Here is a 23507-nt window from a genome sequence, read left to right as displayed (position 1 = left end):
CCACTAACGGACGACGGCGGCCATGGATTACAGTCCCGAAGCCATCCGCACGATCGCTCTGGTCGGCCATGCCGGCTGCGGCAAGACCTCGCTTGCCGAAGCGCTCCTGCACCAGGGCGGCGCGCTGCACGCGCCAGGCAGCGTAAATCGCGGCACCGCCCTGTGCGATTTCGATCCCCTCGAACGCAAGTACCACCACTCTCTCAACTCCGCCATCGCCCATCTCGACCACCAGGACACGCGCATCTACCTGCTCGACACGCCCGGCTACCCCGACTTCGCCGGCCTGTCGATGAGCGCGCTGCCCGCGGTGGAAACGGCGGCCATCGTCATCAATGCGCGCACCGGCATCGAAATGACGACGACCCGCATGATGGCGTACGCGCAGCAGCGCAAGCTGTGCCGGATGATCATCGTGAACGGCATCGACGCGGAAAAGGTCGATTTGCCGGGACTGCTCGCGCAGATACAGGAGACCTTCGGCAAGTCCTGCCTGCCAATCAATTTGCCTGCGCAAGGCGGGCGCGAAGTGGTGGACTGCTTTTTCAACCCTGCGGGCGAGGCCGATTTTTATTCGGTGGAAGCCGCGCACAATGCGCTCGTCGACCAGGTGATCGAACTCGATCCCGAGTTGATGGAGTTGTACCTCGAACAAGGCGAAGCCATTAGCCCCGAGCAACTGCACGAGCCGTTCGAACGCGCGTTGCGCGAAGGGCATCTCGTGCCGGTGTGCTTCACCTCTACGACGACGGGTGCGGGCATCGCGCAACTGCTCGACGTGTTCGTGCGGCTCTTGCCGAATGTCACCGAAGGCAATCCACCGCTGTTCTACCGCGAGGTAGACGGCAAGGAAGGCAAGGAGCCCGTGCGCGCCGAGCCGAATGCCGACAAGCACGTGCTCGCGCATGTGTTCAAGATCGTGATCGACCCGTATATCGGCAAGGTGGCCGTGTTTCGCATTCATCAGGGCACGGTGACGCGTGACAGCCAGCTTTATATCGGCAACGCGCGACAGCCGTTCAAGGTGGCGCATCTGCTGATGCTACAGGGCAAGGAGCATACGGAGGTGCAGCGTGCGGGGCCCGGCAATATCTGCGCGGTGGCGAAGGCCGACGACATCGGCTTCGACGCCGTGCTGCACGACGCGCCCGAGGACGGCAACATCCACCTCACGCCGCCTGCGTTTCCCAATCCGATTTACGGTCTCGCTATCGAGCCGGCGCGGCCTGGCAATGAGCAACGCGTGTGGGAAGTGCTGCAAAAGCTCGCGGCGGAAGATCCTTGCCTGCAGATCGATCACCCCGAAGGGACCAATGAAACCGTTGTCCGTGGGCTAGGTGAACTGCACTTGCGCTACATGCTGGAGCGGCTCACCGATCAGTACAAACTCGACGTCGTGACGCGTCCGCCTACGATCGCGTGGCGCGAGACGATTGGCGGCAAAGCCGAGGGCCATTGCCGCCACAAGAAGCAGACGGGCGGCGCGGGCCAGTTCGGCGAGGTCATGCTGCGTGTCGAGCCTTTGCCGCGCGGTACGGGTTTCGAGTTCGTGGATGCCGTGAAAGGCGGCGCGATTCCTTCGCAGTTCATGCCTGCCGTGGAGAAAGGCATCTTGCAGGTAATCGACAGCGGGCCGCTCGCGGGCTTTCCCATGCAGGACGTGCGCGTGATTGTGTACGACGGCAAGCACCATCCGGTGGATTCGAAGGAAGTGGCGTTTGTTACCGCGGGGCGCAAGGCGTTTATCGATGCGGTGCTGAAAGCGCAGCCTATCGTGCTCGAACCGATTGTCGATATCGAGGTGATGACGCCCGAGGCCGCGATGGGTGACATCATCGGCGATCTTTCTTCTCGACGTGGACAGGTGCATGGCACGCGCACGATGGGCGGGCAGGCTATGGTCATTGCGGGGAAGGTGCCGCTTGCCGAGCTTAACGATTATCAATCGCGGCTGAATTCGCTCGCGGGCGGACATGGGAATTACAGCATTCAGCTGAGCCACTACGATCCGGTGCCGCCGACGCATCAGGAAAGGCTGGCGGCGCAGCATAAGGGGCGGGGGGAGAGTGTGGAGTGAGGGTGTTTGAAATGGGGCTATTGATTAGGAAATGAACATTTCCTATAATCTCCCCCATGGCATCCGAGCACCCATCCCAACCTCTGGCCCGCAGCCCCGGCCGCCCGCGCGAATTCGACATGGAAACCGTCGTGGATGGGGCCGTGCGCGTATTCCGCGAGCGCGGCTACCACGCCACCTCCGTAGGTGACCTCAGCGAAGCAACGGGCCTGACCGCAGGGAGTCTCTACAAGGCCTTCGGCGACAAGCGCGGGGTGTTCCTGGCCGCGTTCGACCACTACGTCACCACGCGCAATGCCGAATTGCGCCATCGCCTCGGCAAGCAGTCCAAAGCAAGCGAGAAGATCCACGTACTCCTCCTCTTCTACGCCGAATCGTCCCACGGCAGCGAGGGCCGGCGCGGATGCCTCGTGGTTTCCAGCGCAACGGCGCTCGCCACTTTCGACGACGAAGTCGCCACGCGCATCGAAGGCGCCGTGCGACGCACCGAAGAGATGCTGCGCGAACTCCTCCAGCAAGGCCAGAAAGACGGTTCGATCGCACCGGGAATCCATGTCCCGGCCATGGCGCGCACTTTGCTCGCCCTGCTCCACGGCTTTCGTTTGATCGGCAAATCCGGTCGCACGCAGCGCGACATGCTAGCCGCCGCCGACGAAGCCATGCGTTTGCTGCGTTGAAATTTTATTTAGCTAATTTGGAAATGATTATTTCCAATCTACGCCTGCGTTCCTTAAACCCACAAGAGCTTCACGTCATGAGTACGCCCTCACGCATCATCGACCACGGTCCGGCCTCGTTGCCCGACCCCATCCTGCCCGGCTTCGAGCATCGCTTCGAAACCATCGAAGGCACGCGGCTCCACTACGTAATCGGCGGAAAGGAGGAAGCGGAAACTGTCGTACTGCTGGCCGGCTATCCGGAAAGCTGGTTCTCGTGGCGCAAGGTCATGCCGCTCCTTGCCAGGCGTTATCGAGTGATGGCACCGGACCTGCCCGGTCAAGGCGACTCCGACCGCCCACAAGATGGCTACGACACACAATCGCTCGCAACCGCCCTGCACGCGTTGCTCAGCAAGCTCGAAACGCGCCGCTACCACCTCGCCGCCCACGACGTCGGCGCATGGGTCGCTTACCCCTATGCGGCGCTATTCGGCGACGAAGTGTCGAAACTCGCGTTGCTCGATGCCGGCATTCCTGGCATCACGCTGCCAGAAGCGCTGCCCGTCGCGCCCGAGCGCGCGTGGCGCACCTGGCACTTCGCCTTCCATGCGGTTCCCGATCTGCCGGAGTTACTGATAGCGGGCAAGGAGCGTGCGTATCTGGAGTGGTTTCTGCGCCGCAAAACGGCGAATCCGCAAGCCTTCACGGATGCCGATATCGACGAATATCTGCGTGTGTTCACAAAGGAAGGCGGATTACGCGCGGGGTTGGCCTACTACCGCGCGGCCGATGTTTCGGCGCGCCAGAATCACGAGTTGAGCACACGCGGAAAATTGCGGATGCCCGTTCTCGCGCTGAGCGCCGATCAGGGCTCGATTGCCGATATGGCTGGCCCACTGCGCAATTACGCCGATGAGGTGCAAGGCGCGACGGTTGCCCACTGCGGCCATTTCCTGCCGGAGGAGCAGCCCGCAGCAGTGGCCGAAGCACTGCTGCGTTTCTTCGGCCAAACCTGACTCGTGGCGGCCTTAGTCCGGTGCGTCGACCGTGCTCACCGCCGAGGAAAACACATACCCTTCGCTGCGCAGCGTCTTGATGTAACGCGGCTCGCGCGCCTCGTCGCGCAGGCGCTGGCGCAACCGGCTCACGAGCAGGTCGATCGAGCGGTCGAACGCGTCGGCCTGGCGGCCTTGCGTGAGGCTCAGCAACTGGTCGCGCGTGAGCACGCGCTGCGGATGATCGAGAAACACGCGCAACAGCCGGTATTCCGCGCCGCTCAGCGCGACGATCGTGCCTTCGGCGTCGAGCAGATGCCGCGCCGTGGTGTCGAGCCGCCAGTCGCCGAAGGCAAGCAGTTGCGCCGACTCGCTCACTTCCATGCCCGGCGGCAGCATGCGTGTGCGGCGCAGCACCGAGCGGATGCGCGCGAACAGTTCGCGCACGGCGAAGGGCTTGGGCAGGTAGTCGTCGGCGCCCATTTCGAGGCCCACGATGCGATCCGTCTCTTCATTGCGCGCGGTGAGCATCACCACGGGCACGGCGCGGAACTTGCCCGCGCGCAGCTCGCGGCACAGCACGAGCCCGTCGTCGCCAGGCATCATGAGGTCGAGCACGATCAGGTCGGGCGCGCCGCCCTCCAGCATCGAGCGCATTTCGCGCCCGTTCGCGGCCAGCGACACGCGCATGCCGTTCTTTTCGAGGTAGGCCCCGACCAGTTCACGTATGCCGCGATCGTCATCGACGATCAGAACGTGATCCATCTTTTCCGTCATTGGTGTTTTTCTCCTTGCGCGCGAGGCGTGAACGGGTTTCGGCAATGCACGAACAGTACACCGGATGCGCAATCTCCGCAGCCAGGCCGCTCGCCGCGAAGAACAGGATGGCGAGCAGGCGTTTCATGCGTCCTCCATCACGGAAAGGCTGGCGCCGTCGGCAATCGACGCTTCGAGCGCGTAGACATCCACGCCCTCCAGGCAGCCGAGATTGACGCGCCAGCGCGCCGGGTCCCTGCGTGTCTGATGAAACGGATAAATGCCGCAGTGCCTGCAGAAATAGTGCTTCGCCACACGCGTATTGAACTGGTACAGCGTGAGCGCGTCTTCGCCCGCGTGGATCGACAGTTCGCCGCCCTCGAACGGCGGACTCATCAGCGCGCCCTTGCGCCGGCACAGGCTGCAGTTGCAACGCCCTGCGGGCTCGATCGCCGTGTGGACTTCAAACTGTACCGCACCGCAATGACAGGAACCCTTCCAGCTGGTCGTGCTCGTCGACGTGCTCATCTTGCTCTCCGCTCGGTTGATTTCGTTGGGTGATTGAACTTGCTATGTGCCGCGTACAAACCGGAACCGCGCCGCCCGATTCGGGACGACAATGTGCGCTAGCGCAGATTCGGCGCGCTGCATATCGACCAGAAATGGCCGGCAATGACCGCAGCCGGCCCGCAACAAACCGGCATTGTTTATGCTCGTTTGCTGTAGCGAGCGAAACTGAGAGAACGGCTCCAGGAGATCCCGATGAAATGTCTGCGAATCTATGCCGACGCCCAGGGTGAGTCCCATTTCGAGGACATCGATATCCCGCTCACCCCGCTTGAACTCTTTCCCAACATCCCGCCCATTTACCTCTCGACGTGGGAGCCGGCGAAGGCGGTGCGCTTTGGCTGGGTTCCGGCGGGCCTCAAGGAGGCGGACTGGCACACCACGCCGGTTCGTCAGTTCGTTATCTGGATGACCGGCTGGGTCGAGTTCGAAACGAGCGACGGCTACACGCGCCACTGCGAGCCGGGCACGGTCGTGCTGTGCGAAGACACCGTGGGCAAGGGCCATCGCTCGCGCCACCCCGAGGAAGGCCAGTTCAACGTGTTCATTCCGCTCGCTTGATCAACCGCTTGACTCACACGACCGGGCGCCTATGGCGCGCCGCCTTTCACGCATCCGCGCCGCCAAGCACGAGCCGCCCTTCCAGGCCGCCTTCGGGCCGGTTGCGCAGCGTGAGCTGCGCGCCCATCGCCACGGCGAGCTGGCGCGAGATCGCGAGGCCCAGGCCCGTGCCGCCCGTGCCGCGGTTGCGCGAGGTTTCGAGCCGGTAGAACGGCTCGAACACCTTTTCGAGCGCTTCCTCGGGAATGCCGGGACCGCTGTCGAGCACCGAGATCGTGACGGTCTTGTCCTGCGGCGACGCGCTCACCTCGATGGCCGCCGTGCTCCCATACTTCAGCGCGTTATCCACGAGATTGCCGACGATGCGGCGCAGCGCCTGCACGCGCGTGACGATCGCCACGTTCAGGCGGCGCTCGAAGCTCACGGGCGAGCCCGCATCGACGTAGTCGCATACCAGGCTGTCGAGCAGCGCGTCGAGGTCGACGCGAGCGGGCGCTTCGCCGGTGCCGTGCAGCGTACGCGCGTAGGCCACGCCCTCCTTCACCAGTTGCTCCATCTCGTGCAGGTCCTGCGCGAGCTTGCCCGCTTGCGCTTCGTCGTCCATCTGGTCCACGCGCAGCCGCATACGCGTGATCGGCGTCTGCAAATCGTGGGAGATGGCCGCCAGAATCTGCATGCGCTCGGCCACGTGCGCCGATATCCGCTCCTGCATCGCGTTGAACGCGCGCGCCGCGCGCGCCACTTCGGAGGGCCCTTCTTCCTCGAGGCGCTCCGCCTTCAGGTCCGGGCCGAGCGCGTCGGCCACGCGCGCGAGTTCGTGCAGCGGCCGCGTGGCGGTGCGCACCGCGAACCAGCAGCACGCCGCCAGCACGACGAGCTGGGCGGCGAGCACAGCCGGCAGCCAGCCCGACAAGGGCAGCGCGGGACCCGGGCGGTAATCGATGGTGAGCGGCGAGCCGTCGGACAGCCGCAGGTGGATCTGCAGGCGTTCGCCGTTGCCGGGCACCGAATTGGTCGTGAGCGCGTACTTGTCGGCGAGGCCCGCCGCGATGGCCGAGGCCACGTTCTTCGAGCGGCGCGCGTCGGGCGGCTCGCCCGGCGTGCCGGGACCGAGGATAAAGCTATAGGTGCGCCGCGCAAGCTGCGGCAGCCATGCCGCGCGTTCGGCCGCGGGCAGATGGTCGAGCAGCGCCACGGAGATGGCGACTTCGCGCGAGATGTAATTGGTCATCATGTTCGCGGTGGCGTCGTTGCGCTCGGTCATCGTGAGCTTGAACGACAGCCCCTGCGCGAGCGCGAGGCCGACGCAAAGGATCAGGGCGAGGCGCGCGAACAGCGTGCGCGGCCAGTGCAGCGCGCTCATCGCCGCGCCGCCCGCAAAACCAGCGGTGTGCATGTTCGGACTCCGTGTACAGGGAATGATGGGTTTATACCCCATGCCGCGAGAGGCTTTGTATCTCACTGTATCGGCGCGGGCGCGGGACACAATACATTGCAGGCCAGTTCATTTCATCGCGCTTCGGCCTTTTGCTGCGGTGCGGCATCGGCCCATTCGCGCACGGCCTGCGCGAAGAGGCGCAGCGCCGCGGGCGGATGGCGATTGGCCGGATAGTAAAGGCAGAGCCCCGAAAACACCGGCCCCCACGCAGGTAGCAGGTGGACGAGCCGCCCGGCGGCCACATGCTCGGCCACGAGCGATTCCGGCACCCAGGCCACGCCCACCCCGGCGAGCGCCGCCTCGACCATCAGGTTGAGATTGCCGAGCGTGAGCGGCCCGTCCACGTCGATGCTGGCGCTCTTGCCGCGGTGCGCGAAATCCCAGCGGAACAGCGCGCCGCTCTCGAAGCGAAAACGGATGCAGCGGTGCTGCTCCAGGTCGTGCGGCGCGTGCGGCGGTGCACGCTGCGCCAGATACGCAGGCGAGGCCACCGCGCCAAAGCGCATGTCCTGCGTGAAGCGCACGGCGATCATGTCGCGCGGCACGTCTTCGAGCACGCGCACGCCGGCGTCGAACCCGCCGGCCACGATGTCCACGAGCCGCGAGTCCGTCACGAATTCCACGCGGATGTCCGGATAGCGGGCGAGGAACCCCGGCAGCACATGACGAATGAGCGGGCGTGCGCCCGATTCCGAGGCGCTGATGCGGATCGATCCCGAAGGCCGGTTGCTCGCGGTCGCGACGTCGTTCACGGCGTCTTCGAGATCGGCCATGGCCGGCCGCACGCGATTGAGCAGTTGCTCGCCCGCCTCGGTCAGCGCCACGGAGCGCGTGGTGCGGTTCAGGAGGCGCACGCCGAGCTTCGCCTCCAGGCTGCGCACGGTGTGGCTGAGCGCGGAAGGCGAAACGCCCAGCACGCGCGCTGCGCCGCTAAAGCTGCGCTGCTCGGCGATCGTCACGAAGGCCGTCAGTTCGGATAAGCCGGTGCGCACCATTTGTGAATTTTCCTCAATACCCCATGCAAGTTTAGCGGGATTGTTGAGCGACCTGCAGCAACCTACACTCGGTCGGGTAGAAGGCGGCTCCCGCGCGAACAGGAGCGCCAGTCATTTCAGTTCACGAAAAAAGGAGCAAGTCATGCAAAAGCGCACTCTCGGCAAGAACGGCCTCGAAGTTTCCGCATTGGGTCTTGGCTGCATGGGCTTAAGCTTCGGCTACGGTCCCGCCACCGAAAAGAACGATGCGATCCGCCTGATCCGCACGGCGTTCGAGCGCGGCGTCACGTTCTTCGACACGGCCGAAGTCTACGGGCCCTTCGTCAACGAAGAACGGGTGGGCGAGGCGGTCGCGCCGATTCGCGACCAGGTGGTGATCGCGACGAAGTTCGGCTTTCAGGACGGCGACTCGAAGAAGCCAATGGACAGCCGCCCCGAGCGCATCCGCGCCGTGGCCGAGGCGTCGCTCAAGCGCCTGAACACCGACCGCATCGACCTGTTCTATCAGCACCGCGTCGATCCGAACGTGCCCATGGAAGACGTGGCGGGCACGGTCAAGGACCTGATCCGCGAAGGCAAGGTCAAGCACTTCGGCCTTTCCGAAGCGGGCGAGCAGTCCATTCGCCGCGCCCACGCCGTGCAGCCCGTCGCGGCGCTGCAGAGCGAATATTCGCTCTGGTGGCGGGAGCCTGAGCACAAGATAATGCCGGTTCTGGAGGAACTGGGCATCGGCTTCGTGCCGTTCAGCCCGCTCGGCAAGGGCTTTCTGACTGGCGCGATCGATGAGCGCACGTCGTTCCACCAGAGCGACTTCCGCGCCATGGTGCCGCGCTTTACGGAGGAGAACCGCAAGGCCAACGCCGGGCTAGTCGACGTGCTCGGCCGCCTGGCCGACGGCAAAGGCGCGACGCGTGCGCAGATCGCACTGGCCTGGCTGCTCGCGCAAAAGCCGTGGATCGTGCCGATTCCTGGCACCACGAAGCTTGCGCGGCTCGACGAGAACGTGGGCGCAGCCAGTGTCGAGTTGAGTGCTGGCGATCTCGCCGCCATCGAAGCGGCGCTCAAAGAGATCCAGGTCGTGGGCGACCGCTATCCGGCCCAGTGGCAGCAGCGGGTGGATCGCTGACGCGGCGCGTGCGGCCAGCTCACACCCACAACCGGTACATGCAGCACGACTCGTCCTCTACATGGCGCTGCGCGAAGTCGGTGGGCGAGAAGCCGGTCATGCGGCGGGTCGTGCGGCTCAGGTGCGCCTGAGCCGCGAAGCCTTCGTCCTGGGCGAGCGGCGCATGCACCATGTCGTGAAGCACCATCTTTTTGCACCATGTTTACGGGCTTCGTTCTACGCTGTACGAAGGCGATCACTAGATCGATCTCCGTGCTTCCGGGCTCACGCGGTAACGCTGAGCCACATTCTGGCGAGAGCGAGCGTGCTGAAAATACTGATTCCCATTTTTGACCGGCGCGGCGCCGCCCAGGCGGCGCGTCACAGCGCTTTCCTGTTCGCCGAACATTGCGTGGCTGAAGTCGAGATCCTGGAAGTCCTTGAAGACGTCACCATCGAGCGCACCAGTGCATTTTGGTCGAAAGACGAGCTACGCGAACAAAGTCAGCGACACCTGAGCCACGCACTCAGCGAAACCTGCGCGATTCTCGACGATGCCGGGGTGCCCTACACATCGAGCTATCTATGCGGCCCGTTCGTGCGAAGCGTGTCCCGCTGCGTTGAAAGCGGACATGCCGACATCGTTGTCGTCGACGCCAGTCATCTCGGCACGCTGCGCAAGCTGGGCATGCTCATGAAGCTTTGCCGGCTGCGCGCAACGCCCGTTACGCTGCTGCGCTGAGGCGCCAGCTCTCTCACTCCATGATCATCAAGTGAAGCCGGGGCATTCATGATCGCAACAGAAGAACACAACGAATGGCTCAGCCTGGATCCGTCTGAAATGGTCCGGCTCCAGATCCGGCGGTTTGACATCCATTGCGATTCATCGGAACTGATAGCGAAGCTGCTTCGCAGCGCCGCTTCCAGTCTCGACAGGAAAGAGGAAATTAACAGCTACTACGTAAGTCGCGAATCCGGCCGGCGGCGAAGCGCGAAAGCAGAGGCGTGCTTTATCGCCGCGTGCAACGGTCAGCTCGTGGGAACGCTGACCATCGAGGGGACTAACCTCTCCTCACCCTGCCGCCACTACAGGCGCCAGGACGTTGCAACGATTCACCGGTACGGTGTCGATCCGCGTTGGCAACATCTGGGCATTGGCCGGGCATTACTGTCGTTTGCCAATCGGTGGGCAGCAGCCCTGGGCTATGCGCAACTGGCTCTCGATACCCCAGTTGCCGCGGTCAGTCTTCTCGACTTCTACCATACGTTAGGGTTCAGGCTCGTCGATACGGTCCACTTCCCCGGGTGCGCCGATGACAGCGCCGTGCTCAGTCGTCCGACCTTAACTGGCTGGCGGTATGCTCCTGCATCGCACGCTAGCCGTCGCTTTCAGCACGATCGATAACGGATATTGAGCGTCGCCGAATTCGCTATCCTCTGGATGGCTTTACGCTCTTTTTACTTGCCGTAAAAATATAGCGCATTAAAATATTGCGGTAATCCAATACGGAGATGTTCCATGAACATCCGATGTCCTCGTCCCCCTGGTTGTCCCTTGCCTGACAGACAAGACGTCTGAGCCTTCTCCTCGAGCCACCGTCTTGCCAGCAGGCGAACGGTGCGCGTCCCGGCAGCATTTCCGCGTGACCCTCTTTGTCATCTGAACACCGCGATTGCGGTTGATCAGCCGTGGGCCTGTACCCGATCGGTTCGCACGTCACTGCAATGCGCAAAGCACCCTCATTCCGCTCGGCCATTCCCCGAGTGGAAATCAACAGCAGTCGATTCAGGAGCTTTTTCCATGTTTGAAATTAACAAGAACTACAGTCGCGAATTCATTCACCAGGTCTGCGGTGGGAACAAGCAGGCATTTCTTCCCACGAAGAACGGGAAGGTCGTCGCCGCTTGTTTGCGGACGGACCTCAATCCGCAAGCGCCGGATGTCATCATCTGCAACAGCAGTGCTTCTGCGAATGCGGCGGGGCGAACGCTCTCGGGACAAGGTGAAGCCATACCGGTATTCATCAAGACGGACACCGACTCGTACCGGTTTGCAGGCCTGTTTGCTGCGGGCGAGTCCTTCGTCACCCCGCTTTCCTGCGCGCCGTATGTGCAAAAATGTGGATTGACGTCCGCGCAGGTTTCGCGCGTCATCAAGATGCAACGCCGTTAGAGGGCGGATGAACGCGGTGCAACTGGCAAAAGCGAAGCCCCCGTTGACGTACGGTCTCGGGGGATTCGCCCTGATCAGTCGGGTCTATATTTGCGAGCCAGCCAGAACACACTCAGAGATCCGCGGCTGCCAGTATGATCCGCTCGTTGACGAGTAGGGGATATCGATGCTCGATTACGCGAACAAGCCTCGATTTATTGAGCGCAAATGCCAGCATGAGTTGTTTCGGGGACTCGTCCGTCGCACCGAGCTTTTCACAAACCACCTCGCAAGGGAGTGAATAGGCGCAATATCCCCACCCAAATCGATAAGCCGAAAACCATACGGACGAGTCCGCGGACAGGATGGGCTCAGTGAGGTGAGCAGTTGGCTGAATCATGGTTGTTGTACCTCCCACGCAAGCGTCATTACTTGATTTGCGCCGCCGCTTCGGATGCCGGCATACGCGGCTCGCCGGGGAATGCCGTCTTGATCACGTTTACGCGATCGGCCACGCGCCGCGGGTAGTCTTTAGCGCCACCACTATAGCGCAGAAGCGCGCCATGAACGTCCCCATCGGACGCCTCGATGTAGTCGTGCAGGATCGACGACCCGATGCTGACGTTGGTGCCCGCGTCGGTCAGATCGGAAGTATGAAGGACAATGTCCCTGTGCTGCGACGGCAGGATTTGCATGAGCCCCCTGGCGCCGGCGACGCTCACGGCGAAACGGTCGAAATTCGATTCGACGGCGATGACTGCGAGCAGCAGAATCGGCGAAATCGTGTCGCGTCGTGCGGCTTGCAACACTGCCACGCCGATCTTCAGTGCATCGTGCAAGCCGATATGAAACCGCACGTTCAACACGGTCGCGATGTCTTCGGCTGTCGGTATGCCCTGCGGGACTGCGCCGTAGGCGGGCTCGGGCGGCGCAACGACCGATGCGTCGGCGCCATAGGTTATTCCGTTGAACGAACCACTAACCAGGATCGCCGCTAGAATCAGAGCACGAAGGCCATGCGAACGAGCGCCTCGCCGATCACCGAGATTGTTGTTCATATGCGGTAGCGCTTTACTTATGAAACTTTTTGAAAGGCTACGCCGGTCGACCGAACAATTTCAGAAAAAAGTGACGCTCATACGAAAAAATCGCGTAAACATTTGTGGGTAGAGTGCGAGGACGGCTCAATGCGAAATGCTCTCCAGCGACTTGCCAAGCGTGCGGGGCCCCATCAGGCCGATCGACACCATCACGAGCGCCATCGCACCCGCTATGAAAACGAACACGCCCGTCACGCCGAACTCCTTGAGCGTAAAGGCGATGACGAAGGAACCGAACACCGCCGAGAGCCGGCTCCACGAATAGACGAAGCCCACGGCACGCGCGCGGATGGCCGTCGGGTAAAGCTCCTGCTGGTACGTGTGATAGGTGAACGAAATGATGTTGCCGGCGAGCGTAAGCAGCACGCCGAGCGTCACGATCGCGACCGCCGCCGACGCCTGGCTGAATAACAGACCGCTTACGATATTGATCGCCGCCATGCCGACGATCACATGCTTGCGCTCGAAGCGGTCGGCAATCCAGTAGCCTAGCAGCGGACCCAGCGGCGCGGCGAGACCGATCACCGTGGTGTGCATGAGGCTCGACGTGACTGTAATGCCTTGCTTCACGAGCAGCGTGGGCACCCAGTTCGCAAAGCCGTAAAAGCCCACCGTCTGGAAGATATGGAAGACGATCAGCATGACGGTGCGTTTGCCATATGGCGGCTTCCACATGTCCGCGAATCCTGCTTTTCGCGGCGCCGGGTCGGCAGGGCCGACTGCAGGCTGCGGCGCTCCGTATTGCCGCGCAACCTTTTCTTCGAGGTCTGCCAGCACCGCTGCGGCTTCTTCGGTGCGGCCTTTACTCGCGAGCCAACGCGGACTCTCGGGCAGATTGCGCCGGAAGTACCAGACAAAGAGCGCGCTAAAGCCGCCCAGCAGCACGACCCAGCGCCATCCATCGAGCCCCAGCGGCGCACGCAGCACTAGAAGCCACGAAAGAAACGCCACGACGGGCACCGCCGAAAAGCCGATCGCCTGGCACACTGCGAACGCTCTGCCACGCAGGTGTTTGGGCGCAAGTTCGGAGAGGTACGTGCCGATGGTCACCTGTTCGACGCCTATGCCCACGCCAGAGTGTGCGTATCGAAATAACGCCATTAACAACGACAACGAGACACCGACCTCTTGCAGAACTCGCTGGATGCGCTCGATCAGCCCGAAGTCCGTCGACGTGAACAGGCCGATGTTGTCGGCGTTCTGTCGATAGATGCGCTCGAAGCTGCGCGCGATGACGAGCCGGATGCCCGCACGGAACTCGGCCAGCGGGCTGTGCTCGCGCGACGATCCCTTGCCGTATCGATTCCCGGCCACGGTCACGCCGAATCCGCCATTTCGTACGGAATCCATACCAACAGGATTGCGCCCGCCGGCCTGAAAACCAAGGTAGGGCACACGGCCGAGGCGATCGTCGAAGCGCGTGAGCACGCTCATCGGCGTGATCTCATCGGTCGAAATGTCGTCTCTCAAGGCGTCCGGCGTGACGCCTTCCAGATCGGTGCCATTCAATTGCCGCTCGACCTGCGTCGGGTCATTGCAAAGAAACAGTACGCGGCCAGTCAATTCCAGTGTTGCCATCCAATTTCTCCTTGAGGGGAAATCTAGACGGCGGCGAGCAGCGCGATGAAGTGCTCGATCGGCAAAGGGGGCATCGCAGTGCGCGATGTCCTTGTTAACCCTCGCGCTGGACGAGCGTATCGATCGAGGCTTGCACGGCCCTCAGGCGCGGCGACTTGCGCAACGCGTGCAATTGCAGACTGCGGCTCGTCGCCCAGGGCTCGTCGAGCGGCCGGCGCACGAACCCCTGCGAGCCCGCGAAGGCCGACGCCGCACTAGTCGGCACGATGCCTATGCCAAGCCGCGCCTCGACCATGCGGCATTGGGCGTCGAAGCTGTTGACCGTCACCGGAATCTTGAGCGGCACGCGCGCAGCGGCGGCACGTTCCTTGAGGATCTAGTCGAGCGAGCCACCCGCCTGCAGCGCCACGAGCGGAAACCGCAGCACGTCGTTGAACGTGAGTGCTTGCATGGCGGCCAGCTCATGCTCGGGCGGCAGTACGCCATGAGCGGGTCGTTGGCGAAGTGCCACGAGTCCAGCGCGCCGGGAATCCTGCCGCTCGCGGATATCCCCACGTCCGCGCGATCTTCCATGCAGGCCCGCACGACTTCGTCGCTGATCTGTTCGGTCAGGGCGATCTGCACGAGAGGGTAGCGCGCCTGAAAGACCTTGAGCCGCTCCGGCAGAAAACCAACGATCGCGGAAGCGTTGGCGAACAGGCGCACCACACCCGCCACCTCACCGAACGACTGAACTTCACGCGCCAGCGACTGCAACTGGTCGTGTACCGCCACCGCGCGTGAAAACGCGTGACGGCCCGCCTCGGTCAATTCGACGCCCGACGGCGACCGGATAAGCGAAGGCAGCCCCATCGCCGCTTCCAGATCCGCCATGGGCGGCTCAATGCCGAAGGCGCAATGTGATTGCGACTGGCCGCTCGGGCAATGGACCCTTCCTCCACGACCGAAATGAACAGCTCGAGGCTATAGGGATCGATTCGCGTGCCCGCAATATTGTCAGCAGAGTCAATTAACGTCCGACCCGAATAAATCAGAAAGCCATTTAAAAGGGAAATATAGACCAAAGAATAAATTACATCCGCGCACTTCAGGCCACCCAAGAACTGCCGATATAGCGCGCAATAGCAGGCGAAACACGCAATTCATGCAGTAGGCATTACCGTCTGCATTTGAGGTAATTACTACCTTGCTATTGGCGGAAATTGACTAAGTTTCGGTAATTGAAACTCGAGGCAATTCGTGTGACATTTTGTTACGTCTGATTTTCACATGCCAGGGGGAATTATCGGTAATATCCGCCGCGCGTCTGACTTCAAGCAGTGACTTCGTAGTCTTCGTCCGAAAATATTGCGCACGTCTCCCTCCTTCAGGGATCCAGCGCAGGGCCGAAATTCCCGACGGGGCAGCCGTAGCGAGGGGGCAATATTTACCCGCGCGAAAGCAAAAGGACAGATACGCATGTTCGCGCAATAGCGCGAGCCGCGCGGTGCACGTAGCGGGCGCAGGGCTCATCGAGCCGTTGTGCGGCGTCCGCCAAAACTCATTCTTCAGACCTTAGCCAGCATCTGAGCGCGCATCGCGCGCCGTAGCCGGCTGGGCGTCGTTTTGTCTTTTTTCTTCGATCGATGAAACTCTTCTATCTCTTGCTGTCGTCGTCGCTGTTCCTCGCGGCGTGCGGCGGCGGCGGTTCCGGAAGCTCCGGCACGGATGCGACCAATGCCTCAGCCACTGCACAAGGCGCGAGTGACGCGACTACCGCGAACGCCAGCGCGAATGCGGCCACAACCACGCGCGGCACGCTGCACTGCGGCTCCGCCGTGAAATCGAGCGCGAGTTCCGGCAGCGATCTGGTGAGCGCCGATACGCCGACCACGCAAAGCGGCCGTATCTTCGCCTCGGGTACGGCGTTTCCTCTCGCGTTCACCACCAATGCGCCCGCAGCCGACACGCTGAACTGGTCGATCACCGACCAGGTCGGCAAGGTGGTCACGAGCGGCAGCCTGCGCGTGACGGCAGGCCCGGAGACGACCACGCTGAGCTGCACGTCGACGCTCGCGGGCTACTTTGCCGTGACCGCGAACCTCGCCACCGCCGGCGGTCAGCTCCCCGAGTTGGGCACCCGCCCCGCCGGTACCGCGACCTTCGGGGTGCTGCCCAACCTGGCCGGCATCGTGCCGACCGTCACGTATGCGCATCAGGACTTGCATCGCTTCGGCATGCAAGGCGAAGACGACAACACGTCCGTGCTCTCCTCGCTCGGCATCTCGTGGACGTACGACCACCGCGAGCTGTACAACATGGAGCCGAACGGCCCCAACACCTTCAACCCGAACGCCAACAACCTCGACCCGTTCTACACCACGGGCAACGTGATGCGGCTCGTGCGTCTGGACGGCATTCCCGCCTGGGCGAGCCCGACGGGCGCGTTCGAGGACGAATCGCTTCCGCCTACCGATCTCGCGTATTACCAGAACTACATGAGCCGGATCGGTACGGAATCGAACATCATTCGGACGACTTATTTTCCGAAGCAGGCGGCCAACTACTACCAGCTCACCTGGGAACCGGATGCCCAATGGCAAGGCACGAACACGCAATTCGTGCAGCTCTATCAGGCCGTCTATCAAGGCATCCACTCGACCGACCCACACGCAGTCGTGATGGGGCCGACCGATACTGCGCCATCCGGCACCGCCGACCAGCTGAAAGCCCTCGCGCCGCTCGGCTACGCACAGTACATCGACGGCGTGACGACGCACAGCTACTACGACATCAACGGCAGCTCGCCTTCGTTTGCTCCCGAACGTCTCGAAACCGATCCCGCCAACGCGTCCGGCTCGCTGATGGGGCAAATGCGCGCGCTGCGCAGCGAAATGGCGGCTGACTACAAGCCGGGCATGAAGCTGTTCAGCACGGAGCTTGGCATCAGCTATGACAATGGCTCGTCGTACGGTCCCAACTATCCGACTGGCAATATCCTGTACGCACAAGGCGCACTGGTGGCGCGCAGCCACGTGATCATTCTGGGCGAAGGCGCCGATCAAACCTGGATCTTCTACGGTGCGGACTTCCCGGGCCTCGTGGGCTACGGCACGTTCTTCGATCTCGCCGACGCCCAGGGCCAATATGGCGCGCAGAATATCAGCCCGAAGCCGGCGGCCATGGCCGTCGCGGCGATGACGCGCATTCTCGACGGCACCAACACGCTCGGCCCGGTGAAGAACACGCCCTCGGGCGTCTACGCCTACGCGTTCCAGCAGCTCAACAGCGGCGCGGTCATCACGGCCCTCTGGACGCACAACAACAGCGTGTGGAGCGCGAGCACCGGCTACAGCTCGACCTATAGCGTGGGTTACAGCCTCGCGGTGGATGCACCCGGCACGAGCGGCACGGTCACCGTGCTCGACGAGATGGGCAATCCGACGACGAAGAGCTACAGCAACGGCAAGCTCTCGCTGAGCCTGACTGAATCGCCGGTCTACGTGATTTCGCAGAATGCTTCGGTGGCGAGCACCAATTCGACGCTCCCCACGGGCTACGTGCCGAACTGACCGAACTGAGCGGCCGCTGAGTCACCCGACAAAGCGGTACCCTGAGGCGCCCGGCCCGCGGACACTGTTCCGCGGGCCGGGCGCCTCGTCCGTTTACGGCCGGCGGGGCACGCATGCCTGCATGCGCTGCATCCGGCGTGGTGACACCGAACTGGCCAGCTTACGAGGAGCAAATCCTGCGCGCGTTGCGTGTGGCGCAATCAGGCTGAAGACGTCTGCGCCTCGTAGCTGCGCTCCGCACGGTCGTCATGCAACACGCGCCGTCCCGTGCGCGTGGGCAGCACGAGCACGATGGCCAGCAGACTCGTGCCAAGCCGATTCCCGACACCACGTGGCGACGGCACGCGGCCTGGTACGAGTTCGGCCGCCAGCCGCGGGCGACGGCGATTGTGAAGAATCACTTGCTGGCGGCGCTCTCGAATCCTTGAGTTTTCGACGCAGCGACAAAAATGAACGAAAATGCTGCGAACCAACTGGAAAGAAACATGAAACGACTGCTACTCGCCGCGCTCACCGCCGCCTCGTTCGTGACCTGCGCTCATGCGCAAAGCGACGCGACCGGCTCGTTCGCCACCCCCGCAGGCACCGTGCAATTCGTGCGCGACGACCGCGACTTCGTGGCGGTCCTCGGCAAGGATATTTTCGACCGCTTCGACGCAAAGACGCTCGCGCATTTCGACGAAGTGGGCCACGACAACAGCACGATTACGCGCATGCTCGTGCAGACCGCCTACGGCCCGGTGCTATATGACTTTCGCCGCAATCCGCCGCTCGTGCAGCACGTGAGCACACGCATGACGATCAAGCGCGTGTTCTGGCAACCCGACGAAGTCGTGATGCAAGGCTCGGAGGGCTGGTTCCGGCTCAAGAACGGCGCGCTCACCAAGCTGCAATCGTCAACGACCACGTACCGCACCAACTAGCCCGGTTAGACGTCTTTCTCGTCCTTCTCGTCGCCCTGCGAGTCGCGGTCCGCGATCTTCAGCTGACGCAGCTTGTGATAGAGCGTTTTCTTCGGCATCCCAAGCTCCTCGCTCGCCTGGGCAACGTTGCCGTGATGGCGGCGCAGCGTGTTCTCGATCAGCATCCGCTCGAAATACGCTAGCTGGTCCGCCAGCGTCTCCCCTTTCACCGTAGCCGCACCCGCGGAAAGCAGGCTGTCGCCGGTCAGCCCGAGCACGAAGCGGTCGGCGACATTCTGCAGCTCGCGCACGTTGCCGGGCCACGCGTGCGTCATGAGTTCGGATACCTGTGCAGCGGTCACGACCGGTGCCGGCGTACCGAAGCGCCGCGCGGCCGCGAGCACGAAATGCTCGAACAGCAGGGGTACATCCTCGCGCCGCTCGCGCAGCGGCGGCAACTCGATCTGCGCGACGTTCAGCCGGTACAGCAGGTCGGCGCGAAAGACTCCCTCGGCAGACACTTCGGCGAGATCGGCCTTCGAAGCGGCAACGATCCGGCAATCCACCGGAATCAGCTCGTTTGCGCCCAGGCGCTCGACCACGCGCTCCTGCAGCACGCGCAGCATCTTGATCTGCAGCGGCATCGACATCGTTTCGATCTCGTCGAGAAAGAGCGTGCCGCCATTCGCCCATTCGATCTTGCCAACGCGCTTCTTGATCGCGCCTGTGAACGCGCCCGCCTCGTGCCCGAACAGCTCGCTTTCGAACACCTGCTCGGGCAAACCGCCGCAGTTCAGCGCCACGAAATGCGCGTCGCGCCGCGCGCTGAAGTCGTGCAGGCTGCGTGCGATCAATTCCTTGCCGGTGCCCGTTTCGCCGGTGATCAGCACCGACACGGAGGTGTCCGCGAGACGCAGAATTTTTTTGCGGACCTCCGCCATGGCCGGCGACTTGCCGAGCACGAGCGCCTCGATCCCCTGCCAGTTGTGCAGCGACGCGCGCAGGCCCTCGACTTCGAGCGTGAGCCGCCGCTTCTCGACCGCGCGCGCCACACGGCCCGCGATCACATCGGAGGAGAATGGTTTTTCGATGAAGTCGTAGGCGCCCACGCGCATTGCGCTGACCGCCGTCGAAATGTCCGCATGACCGCTGATCAGCAGCACCGGGATTTGCGGGTCGATCGCCATCACGTGGTCGAGCAGCTGCAGGCCGTCGATGCCGGGCATGCGCACGTCCGAGACGATCACGATCGGCGCGCCCGGCGCGACGTCGGCATACGCATCGGCCGCCGACGCATAGGCGCTCACCGGAAAGCCCGCCAGCGCCACCGCCTGCTCCACGCCGATGCGGACGTTCTCGTCATCCTCGACGACCAGCACCCGAATCTCATCTGCCATGTTCTGTCCTTTGCGGCTCGGCTGCCGCGAATTCGATCGTGAAGCGGGCTCCGCCTTCGTCGCGATTCGTTGCGGTGATTTTCGCGCCAAAGCCTTCGACGATGCGCGACGTGATCGCGAGCCCAAGCCCGAGGCCTTGCCCGCGCGGCTTGGTCGTCACGAACGGCTCGAACAGGTGCGCCAGCACATCCGGCGCGATGCCGGGGCCGCTATCTTCGATCGTGAAGCGCACCCGGCCTTGCACATCAGGCTCACCGGCCTCCATCGCGATCACGCGCGTGCTCGCGTCGCGCACGGCGTCGAGCGCATTGCCGAGCAGATTGACGATCACCTGTTGCAGTTGACTCGACTCCGCATACACCGTCGTGCCCGGCGCGATCCGCACGTCGAGCCGCACGGCTTCATCGCGGATCCGCGACTCGTAGATGAGCCGCGCATGCGCGACGGCTTCGGCAAGCGACACCGCCACGCGCTCCACTTCCGGCTTGCGCGCGAACGCCTTCAGCTCGCTCGTGAGTACCGCCATGCTGTCCACGAGACGCCCGACGCGCTCGAGATTGGCGATCGCCTGTGCGCTCTGATTGCGCTCGAAGAAGGTACGCGCATTGTCGCAGAGCGTGCGGATCGCGACGAGCGGCTGGTTCAGCTCGTGTGTGAGCCCCGCCGCCATCTGGCCGATCACGGCGAGCTTGCCGGCATGCACGACCTCCTGCTGCGTGGCGCGCAGGCGCTGCTCGGTGCGTTCGCGCTCGGCGATCTCGCGCTGCATCTGCGCGTTCGCTTCCGTAAGCGCGGCGGTACGCTGCGCCACGGTCGTTTCCAGCTGGTCGTTCGCGCGCCGCAAGGCTTCTTGCGCCTTGAGCTTCTCCACGATCACTCGGCGGCGCTGCACCGCATACAGCGCATAGAGCGCGGCGATCAGAAACACGCCCGTCACGAACGCGAACGCGAGGCGTTGCTGCCGCCGCGCGCCCGCCGTGTCGAGCAGCACCATGATCGTGTCCTGCCCTTGCGGCGCGGGGCGCGACATCACGAGAAAGCGGGCGGTGCGGCCCGCGCGGCGCAGGTCGGGAAAGATGCCGATCCACGCGCTGTCATTCCAGTCGCCAACGCGCCGGTATTGCAGCGCCTCGACAATGCGGCCTGCGTATTGGCGCGACGCCTGGATGTCGCGCTGCTGCGGCTCGGTCATCGCGCGCATGGCGGTGAATTTCCATTCGGGCTGGGTCGAGATCACGATCACGCCGTTGCTGTCGACGACGATCGCCGCCTCGCCAGGCGTGCGCCATGCGGATTCGAGCGCGTCGACGCTGACCTTCACCGCTGCCGCGCCGATTGCCGTCTCGCCATCGTGAATCGCATTCGCGAAGTACAGCCCAGGCACGCCGGTATTCGTGCCTATGCCGAAGAAGCGGCCGCGGCCCTGCGCGAGCGCGTCCTTGAAGTACGGCCGATACGAGACGTTGGTGTCCACGAAGCTGACTGGCTGGTTCCAGTTGCTCGCGGCGATCACCGTGCCGTGCGCGTCGATCACGTCTACCGCGCCGCTGCCGACATCAGTGTTGACCGCTTCGAGATAGGCATCGACCGCGGGCAACATGCCGCGCGCTTCATCGGGCGGCGCTTTGAGCAACGCGCGCACGCTGTCCTGCCGCGCCACGAGCGCGGGGACCATCTCGAAGCGTCCCAGCTCGCTTTTCAGGCTCGCCGCATAGAGATCGAGCCGATGCTCGCCGACGTCGGCCAGCGCGTCGATCGCGCGGTTCCATGCGAACTCCACCGCGGCGGCGGCCGCACCGACATACAGCACGGCCGCCGCCGCCCATCCCCACCATGGAATGCCCTTGTAACGCATGTGCACGTCCACCCTCGTCGATTGGCTGCCGCCAGACGGCGGGTTCAGCGGATACCGCGCGCCGGATGCACCGGCGCCGCCATCGCGAAGGCGCGCACGAGGGGCGCACAGCAGTGCGTCATGCGCCGAAGTGCGCGAGCAGGATGAGCGTCACGGTCACGACGATGGCGCCGCCAATACGCGTGGCGATCTGCGCGAACGGCATGAGCTGCATGCGGTTCGCGGCGGTGAGGATCGCCACGTCGCCGGTGCCGCCCTGGCCGCTGTGGCACGCGTTCACGATTGCGGTGTCGATAGGGTACATCTTCATCAGGCGGCCCACCACGAAGCCCGTGCCCATGAGTGTGACCACGGTCGCGGCGATCGTCACGACATTGACGAGCGTGAACGCGGCCATGAGCTTGTCCCACGGCGTCATCGCCACGCCGATCGCGAACAGCAGCGGGTACGTGACCGCGGTCGAGAAGAACTTGTAGACCACGAACGCGCCTTCCTGCAGCGGCGGCGAAACCGCGCGCGCGAGCTTCACGAGGACGGCGAGGAACAGCATCGCCACCGGCGCGGGCAGGCCGAACAGCTTGTTCGCCATCAGGCCGATGAGGTACAGCGTGATCGCCGTGATACCGGCCGCGGCGATGTGGCTCACGTCCACGTGCCCGCGGACTTCGTCGTTCGACGACGCCAGTTCATCGGTCGCGCCGACTTGCAGACGGCCGTTGCCGGTGAGATGTGGCATGCGCTTGCCCAGCATGTCGAGCATGCCCGAGAGGATGATCGCGATGAGGCTGCCGAGCATCACGGGCGGCAAGACCTGCGCGAACAGGTCGCCTTGCGCGACGTGCATGATTTCCGAGTAGCCCACGGAGAGCGGAATCGCGCCTTCGCCCACGCCGCCGGCCATGATCGGCACGACGATATAGAGCAGCGTGTGTTTGACGCCGAGTCCGAGCGCCGCACCAACCGCGGTGCCCACGATGGTCGCCGCAACCGTGCCGGCCGCGAGCGGAATGAAGATCTTCAGGAAACCTTGAATCAGCACGCGCCGGTCCATGCTGAGAATACTGCCGACGATGATCGAGGCGATGAAGAGATACAGGAAGTTGGTCTGCTTCGTGAACTCGACCGTGAGGTGCTGCACGGGCTTGGGCAGCACGTGGTAGTACACGAGCGCCGAAGGCACGAAGGTCGCGAGAATCGCCGCCGCGCCGATATTGCGCAGGAACGGCAGACGCTTGCCGAGTTCGGCGCACGTGAAGCCGCAAAAGGCGAGCACGGCGATGGCCATCGAGATCTCGCCGGGCACCTTGCCGGTGACTGCGAAGCCCGCGATCAGCGCAAACAGGATCACGTAGATCGGCAGCGGAATGATGCCGATGCGGATTTCCATCAGCTTCCACCAGCCTTCGGGCCAGAAGCGGGTTGGGGTCGTCGGGGATGGCTCGGGGACCGCCTGGGGCACTTGCGAGGCGGCGGATGCGGATACGCTGTTCTGCACGGGATGTCTCCTTCGTTTTCGCGACCGGACTGCGTCGCGTCTCCGGTGCTTGTTTAATAAGGGGTGCGGGCTATCGAGGGATAGGCCGCCGGGCCTCTATAAAGCAGTAGCCGTGCCAGCGCGTGCTGGCGTCTCAAATAATCTTCAACACATTGATTTATTTACCCTTTTCCAGAGTACCACCCGCCTTAAGCCTCACACCGCTCCGAAATTTCAGAATCGACCCGAGCCGCAGGCTGAAATCTCAGCCTGCCTCGGCATGACCGTTGAGCGCATGGCAAGAGTCATTTTCAGAATTTGCTCTGGAACGAGGCCGGTCGTTGG

The 23507-nt window shown here is 63.4% G+C and carries 21 protein-coding genes and 2 pseudogenes; 10 read left to right on the top strand and 13 right to left on the bottom strand.

The features are described 5' to 3' along the window. Positions 1-22 precede the first annotated feature (22 nt). The 3 genes from fusA to M3I54_RS03225 all read left to right on the top strand — a co-directional run bounded on the left by fusA (position 23) and on the right by M3I54_RS03225 (position 3752). Complete coding sequence (fusA, locus tag M3I54_RS03235) at positions 23-2077, top strand: elongation factor G (protein WP_254332970.1); 2055 nt, start codon at positions 23-25, stop codon at positions 2075-2077. A 119-nt stretch (positions 2078-2196) separates the two neighbouring features. After that, positions 2197-2754, top strand: coding sequence for a TetR/AcrR family transcriptional regulator (locus M3I54_RS03230; RefSeq protein WP_254332967.1), 558 nt, complete (start codon positions 2197-2199; stop codon positions 2752-2754). A gap of 77 nt (positions 2755-2831) precedes the next feature. Further along, the gene (locus tag M3I54_RS03225) at positions 2832-3752 is read left to right on the top strand and encodes an alpha/beta fold hydrolase (protein WP_254332965.1); all 921 of its coding nucleotides are present in this window, start codon (positions 2832-2834) and stop codon (positions 3750-3752) included. A 12-nt stretch (positions 3753-3764) separates the two neighbouring features. Here M3I54_RS03225 and M3I54_RS03220 read toward each other — a convergent pair whose 3' ends face one another. From M3I54_RS03220 to M3I54_RS03210, 3 genes are read right to left on the bottom strand one after another with little or no spacing between them, the layout of a single operon-like run. Then, entirely contained in the window at positions 3765-4508 is a 744-nt protein-coding gene (locus tag M3I54_RS03220) for a response regulator (RefSeq protein ID WP_254332963.1), read from the bottom strand. Then, complete coding sequence (locus tag M3I54_RS03215; protein ID WP_165979342.1) at positions 4471-4635, bottom strand: hypothetical protein; 165 nt, start codon at positions 4633-4635, stop codon at positions 4471-4473. The genes M3I54_RS03220 and M3I54_RS03215 overlap by 38 nt, the downstream gene beginning before the upstream one ends. Beyond that, on the bottom strand, positions 4632-5015 hold the full coding sequence (locus M3I54_RS03210) for a GFA family protein (protein ID WP_254332962.1): 384 nt from the start codon (positions 5013-5015) through the stop codon (positions 4632-4634). Before M3I54_RS03210 ends, M3I54_RS03215 begins: the two co-directional genes overlap by 4 nt. A 234-nt stretch (positions 5016-5249) precedes the next feature. Here M3I54_RS03210 and M3I54_RS03205 point away from each other — a divergent pair, with 234 nt between their 5' ends. Next, positions 5250-5615 carry a cupin domain-containing protein gene (locus tag M3I54_RS03205; protein WP_254332961.1) on the top strand — a complete coding sequence of 122 codons (366 nt, stop codon included), beginning with the start codon at positions 5250-5252 and terminating at the stop codon, positions 5613-5615. 46 nt (positions 5616-5661) lie between these two features. Here the strand turns inward: M3I54_RS03205 and M3I54_RS03200 are convergent, their stop codons facing one another. Both M3I54_RS03200 and M3I54_RS03195 read right to left on the bottom strand, forming a co-directional pair. Then, the gene (locus tag M3I54_RS03200) at positions 5662-7011 is read right to left on the bottom strand and encodes an ATP-binding protein (protein ID WP_254332960.1); all 1350 of its coding nucleotides are present in this window, start codon (positions 7009-7011) and stop codon (positions 5662-5664) included. A gap of 113 nt (positions 7012-7124) precedes the next feature. Further along, complete coding sequence (locus tag M3I54_RS03195; protein ID WP_254332959.1) at positions 7125-8048, bottom strand: LysR family transcriptional regulator; 924 nt, start codon at positions 8046-8048, stop codon at positions 7125-7127. A 142-nt stretch (positions 8049-8190) separates the two neighbouring features. Between M3I54_RS03195 and M3I54_RS03190 the strand changes: the two genes are divergently transcribed. Continuing rightward, positions 8191-9174, top strand: a complete 984-nt coding sequence (locus tag M3I54_RS03190; protein ID WP_254332958.1) for an aldo/keto reductase — start codon at positions 8191-8193, stop codon at positions 9172-9174. A gap of 19 nt (positions 9175-9193) precedes the next feature. Here the strand turns inward: M3I54_RS03190 and M3I54_RS03185 are convergent. Next, positions 9194-9337, bottom strand: a pseudogene (locus M3I54_RS03185) (AraC family transcriptional regulator); the annotation flags it as partial. A 141-nt stretch (positions 9338-9478) separates the two neighbouring features. Here M3I54_RS03185 and M3I54_RS03180 point away from each other — a divergent pair. The 3 genes from M3I54_RS03180 to M3I54_RS03170 all read left to right on the top strand — a co-directional run bounded on the left by M3I54_RS03180 (position 9479) and on the right by M3I54_RS03170 (position 11326). After that, positions 9479-9895 carry a universal stress protein gene (locus tag M3I54_RS03180; protein ID WP_254332957.1) on the top strand — a complete coding sequence of 139 codons (417 nt, stop codon included), beginning with the start codon at positions 9479-9481 and terminating at the stop codon, positions 9893-9895. A gap of 48 nt (positions 9896-9943) precedes the next feature. Beyond that, the gene (locus M3I54_RS03175; protein ID WP_254332955.1) at positions 9944-10558 is read left to right on the top strand and encodes a GNAT family N-acetyltransferase; all 615 of its coding nucleotides are present in this window, start codon (positions 9944-9946) and stop codon (positions 10556-10558) included. Between the two features lie 396 nt (positions 10559-10954). Then, on the top strand, positions 10955-11326 hold the full coding sequence (locus M3I54_RS03170) for a hypothetical protein (protein WP_254333029.1): 372 nt from the start codon (positions 10955-10957) through the stop codon (positions 11324-11326). A 407-nt stretch (positions 11327-11733) separates the two neighbouring features. On the opposite strand, the gene M3I54_RS03165 is transcribed toward M3I54_RS03170, so the two are convergent. The 3 genes and pseudogenes from M3I54_RS03165 to M3I54_RS03155 all read right to left on the bottom strand — a co-directional run bounded on the left by M3I54_RS03165 (position 11734) and on the right by M3I54_RS03155 (position 14975). Further along, positions 11734-12363 carry a lytic transglycosylase domain-containing protein gene (locus tag M3I54_RS03165; protein WP_254332953.1) on the bottom strand — a complete coding sequence of 210 codons (630 nt, stop codon included), beginning with the start codon at positions 12361-12363 and terminating at the stop codon, positions 11734-11736. Between the two features lie 126 nt (positions 12364-12489). Beyond that, entirely contained in the window at positions 12490-13983 is a 1494-nt protein-coding gene (locus M3I54_RS03160) for an MFS transporter (RefSeq protein WP_254332951.1), read from the bottom strand. Positions 13984-14077: 94 nt separating this feature from the next. Then, positions 14078-14975: pseudogene (locus M3I54_RS03155) on the bottom strand (LysR family transcriptional regulator). 633 nt (positions 14976-15608) lie between these two features. Here M3I54_RS03155 and M3I54_RS03150 point away from each other — a divergent pair. After that, on the top strand, positions 15609-17534 hold the full coding sequence (locus tag M3I54_RS03150) for a hypothetical protein (RefSeq protein ID WP_254332949.1): 1926 nt from the start codon (positions 15609-15611) through the stop codon (positions 17532-17534). 200 nt (positions 17535-17734) lie between these two features. Here M3I54_RS03150 and M3I54_RS03145 read toward each other — a convergent pair whose 3' ends face one another. Further along, positions 17735-17878, bottom strand: coding sequence for a hypothetical protein (locus tag M3I54_RS03145; protein ID WP_254332947.1), 144 nt, complete (start codon positions 17876-17878; stop codon positions 17735-17737). 141 nt (positions 17879-18019) lie between these two features. On the opposite strand from M3I54_RS03145, the gene M3I54_RS03140 reads away from it, so the two are divergent. After that, complete coding sequence (locus M3I54_RS03140) at positions 18020-18457, top strand: hypothetical protein (RefSeq protein WP_254332946.1); 438 nt, start codon at positions 18020-18022, stop codon at positions 18455-18457. Between the two features lie 5 nt (positions 18458-18462). On the opposite strand, the gene M3I54_RS03135 is transcribed toward M3I54_RS03140, so the two are convergent. The 3 genes from M3I54_RS03135 to M3I54_RS03125 all read right to left on the bottom strand — a co-directional run bounded on the left by M3I54_RS03135 (position 18463) and on the right by M3I54_RS03125 (position 23183). Beyond that, positions 18463-19833, bottom strand: coding sequence for a sigma-54 dependent transcriptional regulator (locus M3I54_RS03135; protein ID WP_254332944.1), 1371 nt, complete (start codon positions 19831-19833; stop codon positions 18463-18465). Then, entirely contained in the window at positions 19823-21688 is a 1866-nt protein-coding gene (locus M3I54_RS03130; protein WP_254333028.1) for an ATP-binding protein, read from the bottom strand. The genes M3I54_RS03135 and M3I54_RS03130 overlap by 11 nt, the downstream gene beginning before the upstream one ends. A gap of 118 nt (positions 21689-21806) precedes the next feature. After that, complete coding sequence (locus M3I54_RS03125; RefSeq protein ID WP_375542084.1) at positions 21807-23183, bottom strand: 2-hydroxycarboxylate transporter family protein; 1377 nt, start codon at positions 23181-23183, stop codon at positions 21807-21809. Positions 23184-23507: the final 324 nt, after the last annotated feature.

This window comes from Paraburkholderia sp. CNPSo 3274, assembly GCF_024206475.1.
Taxonomy (GTDB): Bacteria; Pseudomonadota; Gammaproteobacteria; order Burkholderiales; family Burkholderiaceae; genus Paraburkholderia.
This window is presented reverse-complemented; position numbering and strand designations above follow the sequence as displayed.

Excerpts from the sequence above, each read along its gene's own strand:
- M3I54_RS03135 (WP_254332944.1), bottom strand. The coding sequence starts at position 19,833 with ATGGCAGATGAGATTCGGGTGCTGGTCGTCGAGGATGACGAGAACGTC.
- M3I54_RS03165 (WP_254332953.1), bottom strand. The coding sequence starts at position 12,363 with ATGAACAACAATCTCGGTGATCGGCGAGGCGCTCGTTCGCATGGCCTT.
- M3I54_RS03230 (WP_254332967.1), top strand. The coding sequence starts at position 2,197 with ATGGAAACCGTCGTGGATGGGGCCGTGCGCGTATTCCGCGAGCGCGGC.
- M3I54_RS03175 (WP_254332955.1), top strand. The coding sequence starts at position 9,944 with ATGATCGCAACAGAAGAACACAACGAATGGCTCAGCCTGGATCCGTCT.
- M3I54_RS03140 (WP_254332946.1), top strand. The coding sequence starts at position 18,020 with ATGAAACGACTGCTACTCGCCGCGCTCACCGCCGCCTCGTTCGTGACC.
- M3I54_RS03170 (WP_254333029.1), top strand. The coding sequence starts at position 10,955 with ATGTTTGAAATTAACAAGAACTACAGTCGCGAATTCATTCACCAGGTC.
- fusA (WP_254332970.1), top strand. The coding sequence starts at position 23 with ATGGATTACAGTCCCGAAGCCATCCGCACGATCGCTCTGGTCGGCCAT.
- M3I54_RS03130 (WP_254333028.1), bottom strand. The coding sequence starts at position 21,688 with ATGCGTTACAAGGGCATTCCATGGTGGGGATGGGCGGCGGCGGCCGTG.
- M3I54_RS03200 (WP_254332960.1), bottom strand. The coding sequence starts at position 7,011 with ATGCACACCGCTGGTTTTGCGGGCGGCGCGGCGATGAGCGCGCTGCAC.
- M3I54_RS03205 (WP_254332961.1), top strand. The coding sequence starts at position 5,250 with ATGAAATGTCTGCGAATCTATGCCGACGCCCAGGGTGAGTCCCATTTC.
- M3I54_RS03220 (WP_254332963.1), bottom strand. The coding sequence starts at position 4,508 with ATGACGGAAAAGATGGATCACGTTCTGATCGTCGATGACGATCGCGGC.
- M3I54_RS03225 (WP_254332965.1), top strand. The coding sequence starts at position 2,832 with ATGAGTACGCCCTCACGCATCATCGACCACGGTCCGGCCTCGTTGCCC.
- M3I54_RS03210 (WP_254332962.1), bottom strand. The coding sequence starts at position 5,015 with ATGAGCACGTCGACGAGCACGACCAGCTGGAAGGGTTCCTGTCATTGC.
- M3I54_RS03215 (WP_165979342.1), bottom strand. The coding sequence starts at position 4,635 with ATGAAACGCCTGCTCGCCATCCTGTTCTTCGCGGCGAGCGGCCTGGCT.
- M3I54_RS03160 (WP_254332951.1), bottom strand. The coding sequence starts at position 13,983 with ATGGCAACACTGGAATTGACTGGCCGCGTACTGTTTCTTTGCAATGAC.
- M3I54_RS03195 (WP_254332959.1), bottom strand. The coding sequence starts at position 8,048 with ATGGTGCGCACCGGCTTATCCGAACTGACGGCCTTCGTGACGATCGCC.
- M3I54_RS03190 (WP_254332958.1), top strand. The coding sequence starts at position 8,191 with ATGCAAAAGCGCACTCTCGGCAAGAACGGCCTCGAAGTTTCCGCATTG.
- M3I54_RS03150 (WP_254332949.1), top strand. The coding sequence starts at position 15,609 with ATGAAACTCTTCTATCTCTTGCTGTCGTCGTCGCTGTTCCTCGCGGCG.